The sequence below is a fragment of the Thermosulfurimonas marina genome, assembly GCF_012317585.1.
Lineage (GTDB): Bacteria > Desulfobacterota > Thermodesulfobacteria > Thermodesulfobacteriales > Thermodesulfobacteriaceae > Thermosulfurimonas_A > Thermosulfurimonas_A marina.
Map to the genome: position 1 here is coordinate 792,687 of NZ_CP042909.1, position 14,291 is coordinate 806,977.

A 14,291-nucleotide genomic window follows, 5' to 3' on the forward strand; every position below is an offset into this window, starting at 1 on the left:
AGCCGTAATTTCCGCAAGACTTCATTCTATTCCCCTTTATTACTGATGCGTCCGGTCGTCCGGATAGTGATGATCCAGGATGGCGTTTACGATCCGGGCCAGAAAACGTTCTCCCCCCCGATAGCCCACGATGGGTTCCCGTTGATAGCCTATCCGGTCATAAACCGGAAAACCAAACCGGACAAGCGGCACCTTTATCTCTTTCGAAATATTTACACATCGCGAGTGTCCCAAGATCACATCCGGCTTGTCGTTCTTAAGGGCGTATTCCCATTCGAACTGGTCGCTACCGTTCATGATGACCGGTTTGTAATTATATTCCTCACATACTTTCCAAATCTCTTCCGCAGCTGAAGAACTCTTGGTACCCACGAGAATGTAAGTTGGAATCATACCGAGTTCGCAGACGAAGCGCGTGGCCGCGGCCGCAAAATCCGGGTCGCCGCAGATGGCTACCTGTTTCATCATGGTGTAGTGCAGGGTATCGGCCATGGCGTCAAGGAGGATGCCCCGTTCCCAGCGTATAGCCTCCGGAATGGGCCGCCCTGAGACCTCACTTACCGTTTTGAGGAGCTCATCGGTATTGCCCACCCCTATAGGCATAGGAAGCACAAAGGCCGGCACCTTGTGACGACGGGAAAGCCATTTCGCGCCGGCTCCGCCGGCATCCGGCGAAAGAGCGAAAATAGCCTTCGCATCTCCGGCCCGCACGAACTCCTCTACCCGGGTACCTCCCGGAGGATAATAGGGGATCCTATTGGGCATACCCACCAGCGGACAGTCGAGAGTGTCACTTATATCAAAGAGGATATGAGAAGATACCCCCATGAGCTCAAAGAGATGTTTTAACTCCCGCAAATCTCCGGGCATGAGAAATCCGGGGATGAAGTATAGGTCTTCGGAAGGTTGACCGCTCTTGCGGGAAAGGGCCTTGAGGAACTCGCGTGCGGCCCGGTTGTAGCCCTCCACGTGGGATCCGGCAAAGCTCGGGGTGTTTACCACCACAAACTTCGTAAGATCAAGCACCTCCGGTCCGAATTCTTCCTCCATAAGGTCCAGGGCCTCGGCAAGAAAACTCTGGATGTCATCTCCGATGACCTCACTTGAACAGGTGGTAACGATAGCGATGAGCTCCGGTTTATAGCGGCAGACCAAGTTCCGCACTCCGCGAATAAGGTTCTTACGGCCACCGAAGACCGCGGCATCTTCATGAAAGGAGGCCGTAGCGATAGAGGCCGGTTCACGGAAGACACGGGAAAAAGTATAACGCACGTAAGTGGTGCAACCCTGGGCTCCCTGTACAAAAGGAATAGCCCTATGTACCCCCAACGTAGCCCACATGGCCCCGAAGGGCATACAGGTGCGGCTGGGATCAATACAAACTGCCCGTTTGGCAGCCGGCACCAGCTCTGGAGGTGGTGGAACATATTCCGGCGTCAAAGGCTTCTTTTCTATGCGGAGTTGTTTATAGGTTATCCCTTCTATGGGTATTTCCGATACGTGGTTTATCATGGTTCACCTCCCCATAAGTTTTAAATTTCGTTACGGGCCAGTCGCCATACCGGGGCACAAACCGCTTGGTAAATGTCTCGAGCAAAGTTCACAAACCCGCGGAAACCAGCGTACGGCCCGGCTTCGTAAGAATGTGAATTGAGGGTCGGCACCCCAAACTTACGCACAAGGTACTTCTCCTTAAGACCGGTGAGGAAAAGATCGGGTTTACAAGTCTCGATCATCTCTTCGATCTCGAACTCGTTGGGATTATCGATAACGAGAGTTCCCGGTTTTACGCGTTGGACGATCTTCTCATAGTCCTCTTTGTGTCCAAAGGTGGTCATACAAGCCACCACCTCCATCCCGAGTTCCTCCATTACCTTTGGCCAGTGCCACACCCGTGGAGCTCCCACGTAAATGGCCACCCGCTTTCCGGAAAGTCTTTCTCGATACCAGGAAAGAGCCTTCTCTATAGCCGCGGTCTCCTCCTCGATAATTTCCTCGGCCCGACGCTTCATCTTCTTTTCTCCGAACCAGGCCGCTACATCTCGTAGCGCCTTTGCGGTCTGGGAGATTCCGAAGAGGCTCACACGGACAAAAGGAATCTCGTAGCCCTCCTTTAGAAGTTCCGCGATGTAGGTAGCCGAACGTTGACAGTGAACAATATTCAATTTGGCATCCGGAAGCTTTAAAAGGTCATTGAGACGGGCATTCCCCGTAAAGACATTGAGAATCCGCAGACCCAACTTCTCAAAAAGCGGCACTACCGTAACCAAGTCCCAGTCAATGTTGTAATCACCGATGAGATTGACATCATAGGGTGTCTTCTCCTCTTCCTTCATACATACTTCCGGATGTTTCTCACGATACTTAAGAAGCCACCGGTAAAACTGAGTGTTAAATTCATGGTGTCCCTTGGACTGAGAGACTCCACAAAAACCCGGAGAGGCACAAGCAAAGATGGGCTTGCCCACCATTGCAGATACCTCTCGAGCCACCTGTTCGATATCATCCCCAATAAGGGCGGTGGAACAGGTGTTATAGATAATGGCTCCCTGAGCACCGGGATTGATGCGAAAGGCCTCAAGTAGGGCCCTCTTCAGTTTTTCCGCACCGCCGAAAATGATATCTTGTTCGGTCATGGCCGTGGTGTAGCAGTGGCGGCGGTGGTTGGCCTCGTTTTCAAGCACTCCGGGAGCGGCCCAGTTGTAAACGTCTCCTAGATGGCGGCGCGTGCCCCAGGTGTAATAACCGCAGCCTACCGGGGCGTGTATCATCTGAATTACATCCGTAATTGGTCCGCCCACGACCCCGCGGGCCCCGGCAAAGGCTCACCCACGCTCCGTAAGATCACCCGGTACGGTAGGAGCATTACATCTGGGTATGGTCTTCCTGTCCTCATCTACGATGCAAACATGCTTTATCCTTTCAGGGATGCAGGCATCACATTTCATCTGATAGTAACCCATGGCGTCCCTCCTTTATTTTTTTAAGATATGGCAGCCGCCCATAGAATTGTCTGTAAGGAATCGCCTTCACCTGGAACACCAGCGGCATCGGCCCGGCAGCGCCGACAAGAGAGAAACTGAGGCATGAACCGGGAGGCCAACCGTCTAGCCCAGCGGAGTTCGGCCTCCGTGGGTGGCCGCCGGTCACGAAAACGTCCCAGAGGAATGAGGGGGATGATGTTCATGAGATGGGCCCCGGTCTCCCATACCCTACGGGCAATTTCACCTACTTCCGCATCATTTATTCCCGGCACGAGCACGGTGTTGACCTTGATCCGGATACCCGCCTTCGCGGCCTCCCTCAAACCTTCCATCTGGCAAGAAAGAATCGCTTCTGCGGCCTCTTTTCCGGTAAGCTTCTTCCCCTGGTAACGCACCCAAAGGTAGAATTTGGAGGCGGTCTCTAGGGTGGCAGCGTTCACCGTAACGGTAAGAAACTGTACTCCAAGAGAAACCAAGTCCGGGAGTTTTTCTTTGAGTAAAAGACCGTTGGTGGAAACGCAGAATTTGAGTCTCGGAAAGGCCTCTCGCACCCGTGAGAGTGCCCGAAAAGTCTCTTCGTTAGCCAACGGATCTCCTGGGCCGGCCACACCTATCACCTCTATGCGAGGTTCAAGCGTAAGGGCCATCTCCACATAGTCTGGAGCCTCTTCAGGAGGGATTACCCGGCGCGCGGTCCCGGGCCGATTTTCACTCACGCAGGGATACCGTCGATCACAATAGGCACACTGCACATTGCACCGCGGAGCTACCGGAAGGTGAAGTCTTCCTACTGTCCGATGAGCAGTCTCATCAAAACATGGATGTCTGATCATTTGATAACCTCCTTTTCCTATCTTAGAAAAGGGCCTCAAGGCCCTCCTCACCGTTGCGGACTCTAAAGACCCCTTCCATCGGGAGCACAAAGATCTTGCCGTCTCCGTGCTCACCGCTCTGATTTACTCGAATAATTCTTTCCACTACCTTGGGAACCATGGCCTCCGGCACCACTACCAAAAGGAGCCTTTTGGGTATGAAACCATAAGAGGAAGTCTCGAGCTTTTCGGCCACTTCAGGGCTTACCCTATAGGCGAGTTCCTTGAGCCTTCCTCCCTGTTTTCCTCGGCCAAGCACCTTAAAGGCCGTAAAGGAGGGAAATCCCATCTCCTCCAGGGCCTTCTTGGTGGCAAGCATTTTGTTGGGTCTCACAATGGCTATAATCTCCTTTAAGGCCATGATTCACCTCCTAGAGTTCGGCCTTTCCGGTGCGGATGGTATAGGCCTCTTCCACCGGCGAGACAAAGATCTTGCCATCTCCGAAGCGCCCGGTGCGGGCGGCCTCCATAATGGTAGTACAGACCCGCTCGACCTCTTCGTCCGGAACCACCAGGAGAAGGAGGCTTTTGGGGAGCTCGTCGTAAACCACTTCTCCCACCGTAAGGCCCCCCTGCTTTCCTCGTCCTACTACGTCCACCCTGGTTAGGGCCAGAAAGCCCTCCTGGGCCAGGGCCTCCACCACCTCTTCCGTCTTTTCCGGTCTTATGACGGCTTTGATCATCTTCATGATTTGCCTCCTTAGGAGATTTCCGGCCTGCTAGACCAGACCGTATTTCACCACCAAGCTTTCGAGCTCGTCCATGGAAAGCGGTTTCGGAATAACGAGGTCTCGGTTTTCCATGATGCGGCGGGCGAGCTCTTTGTAAGCCTGGGCCTGAGGATGTTCAGGTTCATATTCCACCACGGTCTTACGGTTGAATTCGGCCTTCTGGACGATGTTGTCCCGAGGAATGAACATGATCATCTTGGTGCCGAGCCGCTCGCAGAATTCCTGCATAATCTCCTCTTCGCGGTCTACCTTCCGGCTGTTACAGATAATTCCTCCGAGGCGCACTCCGGTGCGCTGGGCATACTTCACCATCCCCCGGCAAATGTTGTTGGCCGCATAGATGGCCATCATCTCTCCGGAGGCCACGATGTAAATTTCCTGAGCCTTGCCCTCACGAACCGGCATGGCAAACCCTCCGCAGACCACATCCCCTAGGACATCAAAGAAGAGGAAGTCTAGGTCTTCGGGATAACCCCCGAGCTCCTCCATGAGATTTATAGCGGTGATGACACCACGGCCGGCACACCCTACTCCCGGTTCCGGTCCTCCGGATTCCACGCACCGTATCCCCCCAAAGCCGGTCTTTACCACCTTCTCCAAGGTGAGGTTTTCTTCGCCTTCTTCGCGTAGGAGATCTAGGACCGTCTCCTGCGGCTTCCCTCCCAAGATGAGACGCGTAGCATCAGCCTTGGGATCGCAACCGTGGATCATGACCTTTTTGTTGTAGTAGTGAGCCAGAGCCGCGGCCAAATTCTGGCAAGTAGTAGATTTTCCTATGCCACCCTTTCCGTATATGCCAATCTTTCTGGTCCCTTCTCCCATAAGCCCCTCCTTCTCGGATCTTTTTTTGTCCCCCCAGAGAGCAAGGAGGATGCCATAACCCGAATCCCTTGATTTTTAAGGCTTTCGCGGTGTACGGGACCTCTTACCAAAACCGACTGGTAGGTTTTGCGAGTTTAATTTGTAGGATTTGCAAGTTTCTTAAAAAGTGGAATGTTTTTTGCATTTTATTTTTGGTGATGAGGCTCATGGACACCACCATAAGGGAGGGGACTCAGCGCTGGGGGGTGTATTTTCCGTTCAGGGTGAGGAGGGAAATTGTGAGGCGTCTTGCGGATCTGGGGGTTGAGGAAGTGGAGCTCGGAGTGGTGGGAGAGGAAAGGCTGCGGGTTCTGATCCTTTCCGCCCGTAGGGTGTCTAAGAGGGTGAGATTCAGCGTATGGTTGCGTTTAAAAAAAGAAGATATAGAGAAGGCCGCCCGGTTGCCGGAAGTGGGATTTAATCTTGGAGTACCAGTTTCGGATATCCAGCTCAAACGCCGGCTTCGTTTAGATCCCGAGGTCCTTCTTAAAAAGACGGAGGAGATGATATCGCTAGCCGCGAGATACTCTCCATGCGTCACCCTGGGGCTTGAGGACGCTTCTCGGGCTGACAGGATTTTTATTTTTCAAATTTGTAGAGTGGCCATTTCATCCGGAGCACAACGGATAAGGATCTCGGATACCCTAGGGCTTTTCAATCCCTTGGAGGTAGCGGAACTCATCCGAGCCCTCAAGAAGGCTTTTCCAGAAACCGAAATAGGGTTTCACGGCCACAATGATTTCGGCCTAGCCACAGCCAACGCCGTCTCTGCCCTTGCCGCCGGAGCCGACTGGGTGGATGTAAGTGTTCTGGGACTAGGGGAGAGGGCCGGCATTGCCTCCCTTGAAGAGGTGCTGGCCTATCTCTATTTCCGAAAAGGTCAAAAACATTATCGTATAGAGCTTCTTCCGAAACTTTCTCATTATGTAGCCTGGCAAGCCGGTGAGGTTATTCCAGAATTCAGGCCTGTAGTAGGCCGGAAACTCTTTTACTGCGAAAGTGGCCTTCATGTGGAAGGTCTCAAAAAGGCCCCAGAACTCTATGAACCTTTTCCCCCGGAAGCCCTGGGACTGAAGAGGGAACTATCGCTCGGGGCCAAAAGCGGACGGGCGGCCCTGAAGGCCTTGCTTAAGGAGTGGAAACTTGAATTCCCTGAAGAGAAGCTCGAAAGCCTGGTAAAAAAGGTCCGCAAACTCTCCTCCAAACTGGGCCGGCCGCTAAATAAACAGGAAGTGGAAAAGTTGGTTAGGATATACTGGTTTAACATTTGTTAGATTTTATTTAACAAAAGTGTAAAAATGAAAAATCTAGAAGCCCTAAAATTAGAAGTTCTTTACGCCACCCATGAACTTATAGGACAGGCCCTAGAGCTTGAGAAAACCCTACGCAGGATCCTCCGTATCCTGGCGGAAAAGCTCGATATGAAAAGGGCTTCCATAGTCTTATGGGACGAGGCTTCAGGACACTTGAAGATTAAGGCTTCTTATGGCTTGAGTCCGGAAGAAGAGGCGCAGGGGATTTATGAAATCGGGGAAGGCGTGACCGGGAGGGTCTTTGCTACCGGAGAACCCTGCATAGTCTCCGATGTGAGCCAAGAGCCGCTCTTTTTAAACCGCACCGGTGCCCGGCGCCTTACCAAGGAGGTGATTTCCTTTATCGCAGTGCCCATCCGGGCCGAGCATGAAACCTTGGGTGTCCTATGGGTGGATAGGCTCTTCAGCTACCAGGTGGCCTTTGAAGAGGACGTGAAGTTCCTAGAGGTCATGGCCTTTCTGATTGCCCAGTTTGTGAAGCTCAAAAGGAGCGTGGAGGCCCGGGAGACCCACCTCCGGGAGGAAAACTTGGCCTTAAGGGACGAACTTAAGGCCCGCTTCAGTGAGTTCATGTATGGGTCTCGTAGCCCGAAGATGAAAGAGGTCTTGAGTCTGGTGAAACAGGTAGCTCCAGCTCGGGCCACGGTGTTGCTCCTCGGGGAATCCGGCACAGGTAAAACCCTTACGGCCAGACTCATACATGAACTCAGCCCCAGACGCGGAAAGCCTTTCGTGAAAGTTAACTGCGCCGCCCTTCCGGAAAATCTCCTTGAGGCTGAACTTTTCGGTTACGAACGAGGGGCCTTTACCGGAGCAGATCGCAGCAAGCCCGGACGCCTGGAGCTCGCTGACGGAGGCACGGTCTTCCTAGACGAGATCGGGGAACTGCCGCTACCGCTTCAGGGCAAACTCCTGCGTTTCATTCAGGAGCGGGAATTCGAACGCTTGGGAAGCACTAGGACCCGGCGGGTGGATGTGCGCATCATTGCGGCCACCAACAGGGATCTAGAAAAACTCGTCCGCGAAGGGGCCTTCAGGGAGGATCTTTTCTACCGGCTCAATGTCTTTCCCATCTATATCCCCCCTCTTCGTGAGCGACGAGAGGATATTCCGGGATTGGTCAAATTCCTCCTGCACCGCATGGAGAAGACCCATGGAAGAGGCTTGATTCTTTCCCCAGGGGCCTTGCGGAAACTGGTAGAATATCCCTGGCCTGGAAATGTGCGAGAGCTAGAGAATGTCCTTGAAAGGCTTTTTATCGTGGCTGAGGAAAACCTGGTACCTGAGGCCTTGGTTTCCCAGCTTTTGAGTCTTGAAGAAAATCTTAAGAATGGTGGAAAGAGGAGGAACCTAACCACCGAGGTCTTTTTAAAAGAACCTTCCGCTGACGAAATCTTGGAGGCCTTGCGCCGTAACAACTTTGTTATCGCCCGTGCGGCCCGGGAACTAGGGCTTACCTTCCGACAACTCCGCTACCGTATCAAGAAGCTGGCACTCGAAAACCACTTCCCCATCCGCCGTGGCCGACCACCCCTAAAATGAAGGAGGTCTATAAGGTATCTATGATTCCGGCGATATACTCCAGGGCCTCTTCGCGGGTCTTTACCCGGCCCTCAACCTGGGCCTCCTCTACGGCTTCAAGGAGTTTCCGGAAGATGGGACCAGGCGCAAGTCCGAAGATCTCTATGAGGTCACGGCCGGTAACCAGTCTCTTCCTCTCCACCTTCCGCAAGGTTTCTCGGTAAAACTCGTGGAGTTCCCTAAAAAATTCTGCAAGTTTTTCCTCTTCGTCTGGGTCCTTGTCCGGACCTCTCGCCGCCAGACCATCTGCCATGGCCACCACAAAGAGATCGGGATACTCTGGAACATCCCTCAAAAGCCTCCTCTTGGCCCTGGCTGTAAGTCGGCCTTTTTCTTTTTCAGCAAGTAAATGAAAGGGCCGCATGTGGTTCCGGATGAGATGGGCTACTCTTTTAGCGAGATCCTTCTTGAAACGCAATCGTTCCGCCATCTCAAGAAAGATCATAGTGTTTCGTCAACTGTGTCCGCAGGATAAGAGGCCTTCCTCCATAAGATCCTCAAAACCTCTCAGTTTTCGCGAACGGTATTTCTCCTCTAGACCCCTAAGCACCAGATAGACTACCTTGTAAAGTGCCCCAGGCTCACAGAAAACCTCTATCACCTTGGTCCTGCGCTTGACCTCTTTAATCAGCCTTTCAAGCTGATTCGTGGTGTAAATATAATTCCGAATAGGCTCCGGATATTCCAGAAAAACCAAGAGATCCTCGAGGTTCTCCTCCCAGTGCTTCACTACTTCCGGATACTTCCCTTGCCACCGGGCCTTGAAAGCCCTGAAGGCCTCCAGGGCCTCGGACCTCCTCCCAGCCCGATAAATTTTCCTCAAATCCTGAGCCAGCGCCTCTCGGTGAGACCTCCGAACCTTCCTCAGGCTATACTTGAGACTGTGAAGAACGCATCTCTGAAACCTGGCCCCAGGATAAACCCTGAGAACCGCCTCCTTCAAGCCTGATAGCCCGTCCCCTATGACCACCTCAATCCTCTTGAGACCTCTTTCGCGCAGTTCGTTGAAAATTTCCTGATAAACCAGAGCGCTCTCACCTTCCCCTCCACTGGTCCAAAAGCCCACAATCTCTCTGGTCCCATCTCGCCTTATCCCCAAAGCCAGATACACCGGCTCCCTGGCCACAGTTCCTCTCCTCACCGGCAGAAAAGTAGCATCCAGATAAAGGGCAAAGTATTCCTCCGAAAGCCTTCGCTTTCTCCAGGACTCAATTTGGTCCTCGGCTACCTCCGTTAGTCTGCTTATACTGGCTGGCGAATAGTAAGCCCCGTAAATGGTCTCGATAAATCTTGAAACCGCCCTGGTACTGGCTCCCGAAGCGTACAAGGCCAATACAGCTTCTCCCAAGTCGAGACCGGCTCTTCTCCTTGGAGGAGGTAGAATCTGAGCTCTAAAGTTTCCATCTCGAGTTCTGGGAACCATAAGGCCTTCAATAGGCCCGTATTTGGTGAGAAGGGAGCGAGAGTAGAAACCATTGCCTTTGGTTTCAGGGTGTTCCTCAAGGTAAAGGCTTCTTTCCTCAATAGCCAGTCGCTCAATCACGCTTTTAATGGCCTCCTTGATGAGGTCCTCCAGCTTTTCTATAATTTCTCTGCCCTGCATGGCCTTCCTCCTTCCCTTTGGTTTGACTCCCACTTATTATCGCAAGGAGGAAGGCCTCTTTATTTACCCCCTCGGACACAATTTGTGAAACACTACCAGAAGGGCTAAGCTCACCTTCGTAACTTCCTTACTTTTTCCCACCGACCATCAAGGGTTATTCTCTCTTAAGCGGGGAATAGGTGAGGAAAACCGTTTTTCCTTGAAGGGGTGATTTCCTGAAACCGTTGATAATCAAACGCCCCCGGGAGGACTCGAACCTCCGACACCGGGATTAGGAATCCCGTGCTCTATCCGCCTGAGCTACGGGGGCAGAGGCTTGAATTTGTTGTCTTTTAAGGATCTTACCCAAATCAGGTCCCTATGGCAAGAACGGTCAGAACCAGCCAGAACAGGTCAATTGCAATCAATTTTGCTTGCAGTCTGCTTGCAGACACAAGCAACGAAACAATAATAAGCCGAAGAAACACTAAATTTGCTTGCAGGCAGGCTGAAATTGCATCCAAGGAATCAAACCAGTACTTCCGATAATTTTCGAGAGCCTTGGTTCCCTCCTTAGTATATAGGAGTAGGTATACCCGCACAGTCATATTCTTGTATTCTTGTAATCAAAAATTCGTGGTCTGCCGTCTTGGGCGTCCGATAATCCAGAGCCGAAGGTGGTCTGACCGAGTTGTAATATTCCCTCCACCAGGCCAGCCTTTCATTTTAACTCCCGAATCCTTTTCCATCGTGCTGTGCAGGCTCTCAATCTGGCCATTGTAGTAGGGGCTTGCAGGGAGATTGCCACCTCCTCCTGTTTTTCAGGGAGGCGGCCTTGCACCCTAATATTTTAAACAGTCCAAAAATCGGGGAGCATTCCAGACACCATCTACGCCTGGGAGAGCGGCCGCCGCACGCCCAGCGCCAGAAAGCTAGCCCAGGTGGGCCGAGCCTCCCTGTAAAATTTCGGGAAATTGCGGTATCCTGAGCCCAAATTCCTCGCGAGGAGGAGAGATGGCCCGATGGGGTTTCATTGGTGGGGGAAAGATGGCTGAGGCCCTCCTGCGGGGAGGCCTCGCCGCAGGAATCCTTAAACCGCAGGAGGTTCTGATCTCTACTCCGGGGAAGGACCGTCAGGAGTATCTTCGGAAGACCTATGGGGTGGCGGCCTTTTTTGACAATCCCCGCCTGGTACGAGAGTGTGAGACGGTGGTCCTGGCGGTAAAACCTCAGGTCCTTTCCGGGGTATTGGAAGAGATCCGGGAAGCAGCCCGGAAGCACCGCCCTCTTTTCATCTCGGTGGTGGCCGGTTTCCCCCTTGAGAGACTCAAGGCCGGGCTTGGGGGAGTGGAGCGCCTGGTACGCGTCATGCCCAACACCCCGGCCCTGGTCCTTTCCGGAGTGAGCGCCCTTTGTAAGGCCCCGGAGACCCCGGAGGAGGACCTTTCCCGGGCCGAGGCCCTCTTTTCCGCCCTGGGGGAGGTGGTTCGGGTGCCGGAGGCCCTTTTTGACGCGGTGACCGGGCTTTCGGGAAGCGGTCCGGCCTACGTCTTCGCCTTCATCGAGGCCTTGGTGGACGGGGGAGTGCGGGAGGGACTTTCCCGGGAAGTGGCTGAAAGGCTGGCCGTGGGGACGGTGCTCGGGGCGGCCCGGCTCATGAAAGAGACCGGGAAAGACCCTTACGCCCTCAAGGCCATGGTAACCTCTCCGGGGGGCACCACCATTGCCGGCCTCAAGGCCCTGGCCGACCGTGGCTTTCACGGGGCGGTGATGGAGGCCGTGGCCGCGGCCACCCGGAGGGCCCGGGAGCTTTCCGGTGGCTAAGCGCAAAAATCCCTGGGCCGACTATTACACCCGCCGGGCCAAGGAGGAGGGCTTTCCGGCCCGCTCGGTCTTCAAGCTCCAGGAGGCCCAAAAGAAGTATGGTCTGATCCGGCCCGGAGACCGGGTGCTGGACTTGGGCTGCGCCCCCGGGGCCTGGAGTAAGTACGCCCTTAAGATCGTAGGCCCCGAGGGCCTGGTGGTGGGGGTGGATCTTCAGGAAGTGAAATTATCCGCCCCCAATTTTGTCTTTGTAAAGGCCGACGTCTTTGAGCTTGACCCGGAGGAGTTGCGGAAACTAGCCCCGGGGGGTTTTCAGGTGGTCCTCAGCGATCTGGCCCCTAAGACCACCGGGGACCGCTCCGGGGACCACTTTCGTTCCCTGCATCTGGCCCGCCGGGCCCTGGAGGTGGCCCGGGAAGTCCTTCATCCCGGAGGCCATTTTATGGTCAAGATCTTCGAGGGGGAAAGAACGGCGGCCTTCCGCAAAGAGGTGGAAGGGCTCTTTCAAAGGGTCAAATTCTTTCGGCCCAAGAGCACCCGTAGCACCAGTCGCGAAATTTTCATTTTAGGGTTTGACAAACGCCAAAATTATCTAAAAAAGAGAGGATAGATTTGCAAACTAAGAATAGATAATATTAATAGGAAACAAAAAATAAAAGAGGCAAAAACGAGCTTTCTTTCCCCGGCCTGTCGGGAGAGGTGGCGAAGGGTGGTCCGCTATATTCAGCCGATCCTGGATCTGAGCCTCTTCTGGAAGATGGGAATGGTGATCGGAGCCTGCGTGTTGGTAAGTTTTATCATGGCCGGGATCCTTTACTTTGAGCTCCAAAAACTCTATACAGGTTTCGAATTTTCTCCGGGTTATAAATATGAACTTTTGGCCCAAGAGGGCCTTCGGCTTCTGGAGCGGATGGAAAAGTCTCCGGAAAACTCGGAAGAATACCTACGGAATCTCTTAGAACTGCGCACCCTCCTTAAGGCCGGAATGGCTGGAGGAATCTACCATGGCCGGCTGGCGAGCCTGCCCGGAGAGTTCACTTTACGCTTTCCAAACCCGGAGACCCTTCCTCCTGAACCCCGCTCTTATTTAAAAGCCTCCCTTGAGGCCCTCGAAGCCCTAGAAAAAGGAAAGGCCCCCTCCGAAAACCTGGCCAAGCTCCGGGCCTCCCTAGAAAAGACCCTGATATGGGGGCACGATAACTGCCAAAGATTCCGCCAACAAATGAGTATATTGGTTTCCCGCACCACCACCTTTAAATGGATCATGCTCGTTTTTGTGGGGGTCTTCCTCCTCTGGGGGGCCGTGGCCTTCATTTTCATGGTCCTTCAACCTTTGCGCCAGGTTACTGAAAGAATTCGGGATATGGCCCGGGGAAAGGGGCTGGAGGAATGTATAGATGGGGAGACCGGTTGCGTATTGGAGTATTACGCCCGGGATGAGATTGGACAGTTGGTAGATTCGGTAAATGAACTGGTTTCCAATTATCAGGATCTCAATCTCTTCAAGCACGTGATCGAAGAGGATGAGGAGGTAGAAGAGGTCTTTAAGCGGCTAGGAGAGGCCTTTCAGAAAAAACTGGGGCTTGAAAATTTTGTCCTTCTCCAGGTCTCCAACTCTCAGAACACTATGGAGATCGTCTGCACCTCCCCCCCAGGACTAGAGGTCAATCCCGAGATCCTCTTTAATGCCTCCTTCTGTCGGGCCAAGCGTACGGGACATGTGGTGAGTTCCCTGGATCACAAAGGGATTTGTCCCCGGTTTCTCTGGCCAGAGGAGGCCGATCATTACTGTATCCCCATGATGAGCGGAGGAGAGTGCATCGGGGTGGTCCAGTTCCTGCTTCCTCCGGAATATGCCGTAAGGAAAGAGAAGAATCTCCACGAAAAGTTACGCATGGCCAACAGATACATCGAAGAGGCCGTCCCGGTAATTGAGGCCAAACGTTATGCCGCTTCCTTTAAGGAACAAAGCCTTAAAGACCCCCTCACCGAACTTTATAATCGCCGTTTCTTGGAGACGGCTATAGAAAGTTTAGTGGCTGGGGTCATGCGTCGCAAGACCACACTGGGAATCCTTATGGCCGATCTGGACTACTTCAAAGAGGTCAACGACAAATATGGACACGATGCCGGAGACCTCATTTTGAAAGAAACCGCCCAGATCTTCAAGAAAAATGTACGCAATTCGGATCTAGTGGTCCGTTTCGGGGGGGAGGAATTCCTCATTCTCCTCATGGATACCCGGAATGGAGAATCGGTGAAGGTGGCCGAAAAACTGCGCCGGGCGGTGGAGGCCCACGAATTCCACATCCGGGGAAATATCCTCCACAAGACGGTCTCCATCGGGGTGAGCGAATTTCCCACCGACGCCCAGGGGATCTGGGAGGCCATCAAGTACGCCGATGTAGCCCTTTACAAGGCCAAGGAGATGGGCCGCAACCGGGTGGTCCGTTTCACCCCCGATATGTGGCCCGCCGAAGAATACTAACTCTCCTTGTCATAGCCCGTCTTCCCGGTTTAAGTTTGGGAAAGTCCCCAAGCGG

Annotated in this window: 14 protein-coding genes and 1 tRNA gene; 5 read left to right on the plus strand and 10 right to left on the minus strand. The window is 53.4% G+C overall.

Translation table 11 applies throughout. From position 1 onward, the window contains the following. Nucleotides 1-39 precede the first annotated feature (39 nt). Genes FVE67_RS04250 through nifH form a run of 6 tightly spaced genes read right to left on the minus strand, consistent with a single transcriptional unit; the run spans nt 40 to nt 5,409 of the window. On the minus strand, nt 40-1,512 hold the full coding sequence (locus FVE67_RS04250) for a nitrogenase component 1 (RefSeq protein ID WP_168719406.1): 1,473 nt from the start codon (nt 1,510-1,512) through the stop codon (nt 40-42). A 20-nt stretch (nt 1,513-1,532) separates the two neighbouring features. Then, entirely contained in the window at nt 1,533-2,963 is a 1,431-nt protein-coding gene (locus FVE67_RS04255; protein WP_168719407.1) for a nitrogenase component I subunit alpha, read from the minus strand. A 20-nt stretch (nt 2,964-2,983) separates the two neighbouring features. Continuing rightward, a complete protein-coding gene (locus FVE67_RS04260; protein ID WP_168719408.1) occupies nt 2,984-3,817 on the minus strand; it encodes a radical SAM protein in 834 nt (277 codons plus the stop codon). Between the two features lie 22 nt (nt 3,818-3,839). Beyond that, nucleotides 3,840-4,217 carry a P-II family nitrogen regulator gene (locus FVE67_RS04265; protein WP_210534655.1) on the minus strand — a complete coding sequence of 126 codons (378 nt, stop codon included), beginning with the start codon at nt 4,215-4,217 and terminating at the stop codon, nt 3,840-3,842. Nucleotides 4,218-4,227: 10 nt separating this feature from the next. After that, a complete protein-coding gene (locus tag FVE67_RS04270; protein ID WP_068669441.1) occupies nt 4,228-4,545 on the minus strand; it encodes a P-II family nitrogen regulator in 318 nt (105 codons plus the stop codon). Nucleotides 4,546-4,575: 30 nt separating this feature from the next. Further along, complete coding sequence (nifH, locus tag FVE67_RS04275; RefSeq protein ID WP_068669439.1) at nt 4,576-5,409, minus strand: nitrogenase iron protein; 834 nt, start codon at nt 5,407-5,409, stop codon at nt 4,576-4,578. Nucleotides 5,410-5,615: 206 nt separating this feature from the next. On the opposite strand from nifH, the gene FVE67_RS04280 reads away from it, so the two are divergent. Further along, on the plus strand, nt 5,616-6,722 hold the full coding sequence (locus tag FVE67_RS04280; protein ID WP_246167934.1) for a LeuA family protein: 1,107 nt from the start codon (nt 5,616-5,618) through the stop codon (nt 6,720-6,722). Nucleotides 6,723-6,746: 24 nt separating this feature from the next. Continuing rightward, on the plus strand, nt 6,747-8,303 hold the full coding sequence (locus FVE67_RS04285) for a sigma 54-interacting transcriptional regulator (RefSeq protein WP_168719410.1): 1,557 nt from the start codon (nt 6,747-6,749) through the stop codon (nt 8,301-8,303). A gap of 7 nt (nt 8,304-8,310) precedes the next feature. Here the strand turns inward: FVE67_RS04285 and FVE67_RS04290 are convergent, their stop codons facing one another. From FVE67_RS04290 to FVE67_RS09605, 4 genes are all read right to left on the minus strand, one after another. Then, the gene (locus tag FVE67_RS04290; RefSeq protein WP_210534656.1) at nt 8,311-8,772 is read right to left on the minus strand and encodes a tRNA nucleotidyltransferase/poly(A) polymerase family protein; all 462 of its coding nucleotides are present in this window, start codon (nt 8,770-8,772) and stop codon (nt 8,311-8,313) included. A gap of 24 nt (nt 8,773-8,796) precedes the next feature. Continuing rightward, the gene (locus FVE67_RS04295; RefSeq protein WP_425505379.1) at nt 8,797-9,945 is read right to left on the minus strand and encodes an IS256 family transposase; all 1,149 of its coding nucleotides are present in this window, start codon (nt 9,943-9,945) and stop codon (nt 8,797-8,799) included. Between the two features lie 236 nt (nt 9,946-10,181). Beyond that, nucleotides 10,182-10,255 (minus strand) — tRNA-Arg (locus tag FVE67_RS04300). Between the two features lie 242 nt (nt 10,256-10,497). Then, nucleotides 10,498-10,641 carry a transposase gene (locus tag FVE67_RS09605; RefSeq protein WP_168720331.1) on the minus strand — a complete coding sequence of 48 codons (144 nt, stop codon included), beginning with the start codon at nt 10,639-10,641 and terminating at the stop codon, nt 10,498-10,500. Between the two features lie 297 nt (nt 10,642-10,938). Between FVE67_RS09605 and proC the strand changes: the two genes are divergently transcribed. From proC to FVE67_RS04320, 3 genes are all read left to right on the plus strand, one after another. After that, entirely contained in the window at nt 10,939-11,748 is an 810-nt protein-coding gene (gene proC / locus FVE67_RS04310; protein ID WP_168719412.1) for a pyrroline-5-carboxylate reductase, read from the plus strand. After that, nucleotides 11,741-12,358, plus strand: coding sequence for an RlmE family RNA methyltransferase (locus tag FVE67_RS04315; RefSeq protein WP_168719413.1), 618 nt, complete (start codon nt 11,741-11,743; stop codon nt 12,356-12,358). Before proC ends, FVE67_RS04315 begins: the two co-directional genes overlap by 8 nt. Before the next feature lie 99 nt (nt 12,359-12,457). Further along, on the plus strand, nt 12,458-14,236 hold the full coding sequence (locus FVE67_RS04320) for a sensor domain-containing diguanylate cyclase (RefSeq protein ID WP_168719414.1): 1,779 nt from the start codon (nt 12,458-12,460) through the stop codon (nt 14,234-14,236). Nucleotides 14,237-14,291 lie beyond the last annotated feature (55 nt).

Coding starts and splice junctions, on each gene's coding strand:
- FVE67_RS04285 (WP_168719410.1), top strand. CDS start 6,747: ATGAAAAATCTAGAAGCCCTAAAATTAGAAGTTCTTTACGCCACCCAT.
- FVE67_RS04250 (WP_168719406.1), bottom strand. CDS start 1,512: ATGATAAACCACGTATCGGAAATACCCATAGAAGGGATAACCTATAAA.
- FVE67_RS04260 (WP_168719408.1), bottom strand. CDS start 3,817: ATGATCAGACATCCATGTTTTGATGAGACTGCTCATCGGACAGTAGGA.
- FVE67_RS04265 (WP_210534655.1), bottom strand. CDS start 4,217: ATGGCCTTAAAGGAGATTATAGCCATTGTGAGACCCAACAAAATGCTT.
- nifH (WP_068669439.1), bottom strand. CDS start 5,409: ATGGGAGAAGGGACCAGAAAGATTGGCATATACGGAAAGGGTGGCATA.
- FVE67_RS04295 (WP_425505379.1), bottom strand. CDS start 9,945: ATGCAGGGCAGAGAAATTATAGAAAAGCTGGAGGACCTCATCAAGGAG.
- FVE67_RS04270 (WP_068669441.1), bottom strand. CDS start 4,545: ATGAAGATGATCAAAGCCGTCATAAGACCGGAAAAGACGGAAGAGGTG.
- proC (WP_168719412.1), top strand. CDS start 10,939: ATGGCCCGATGGGGTTTCATTGGTGGGGGAAAGATGGCTGAGGCCCTC.
- FVE67_RS04280 (WP_246167934.1), top strand. CDS start 5,616: ATGGACACCACCATAAGGGAGGGGACTCAGCGCTGGGGGGTGTATTTT.
- FVE67_RS04290 (WP_210534656.1), bottom strand. CDS start 8,772: ATGGCGGAACGATTGCGTTTCAAGAAGGATCTCGCTAAAAGAGTAGCC.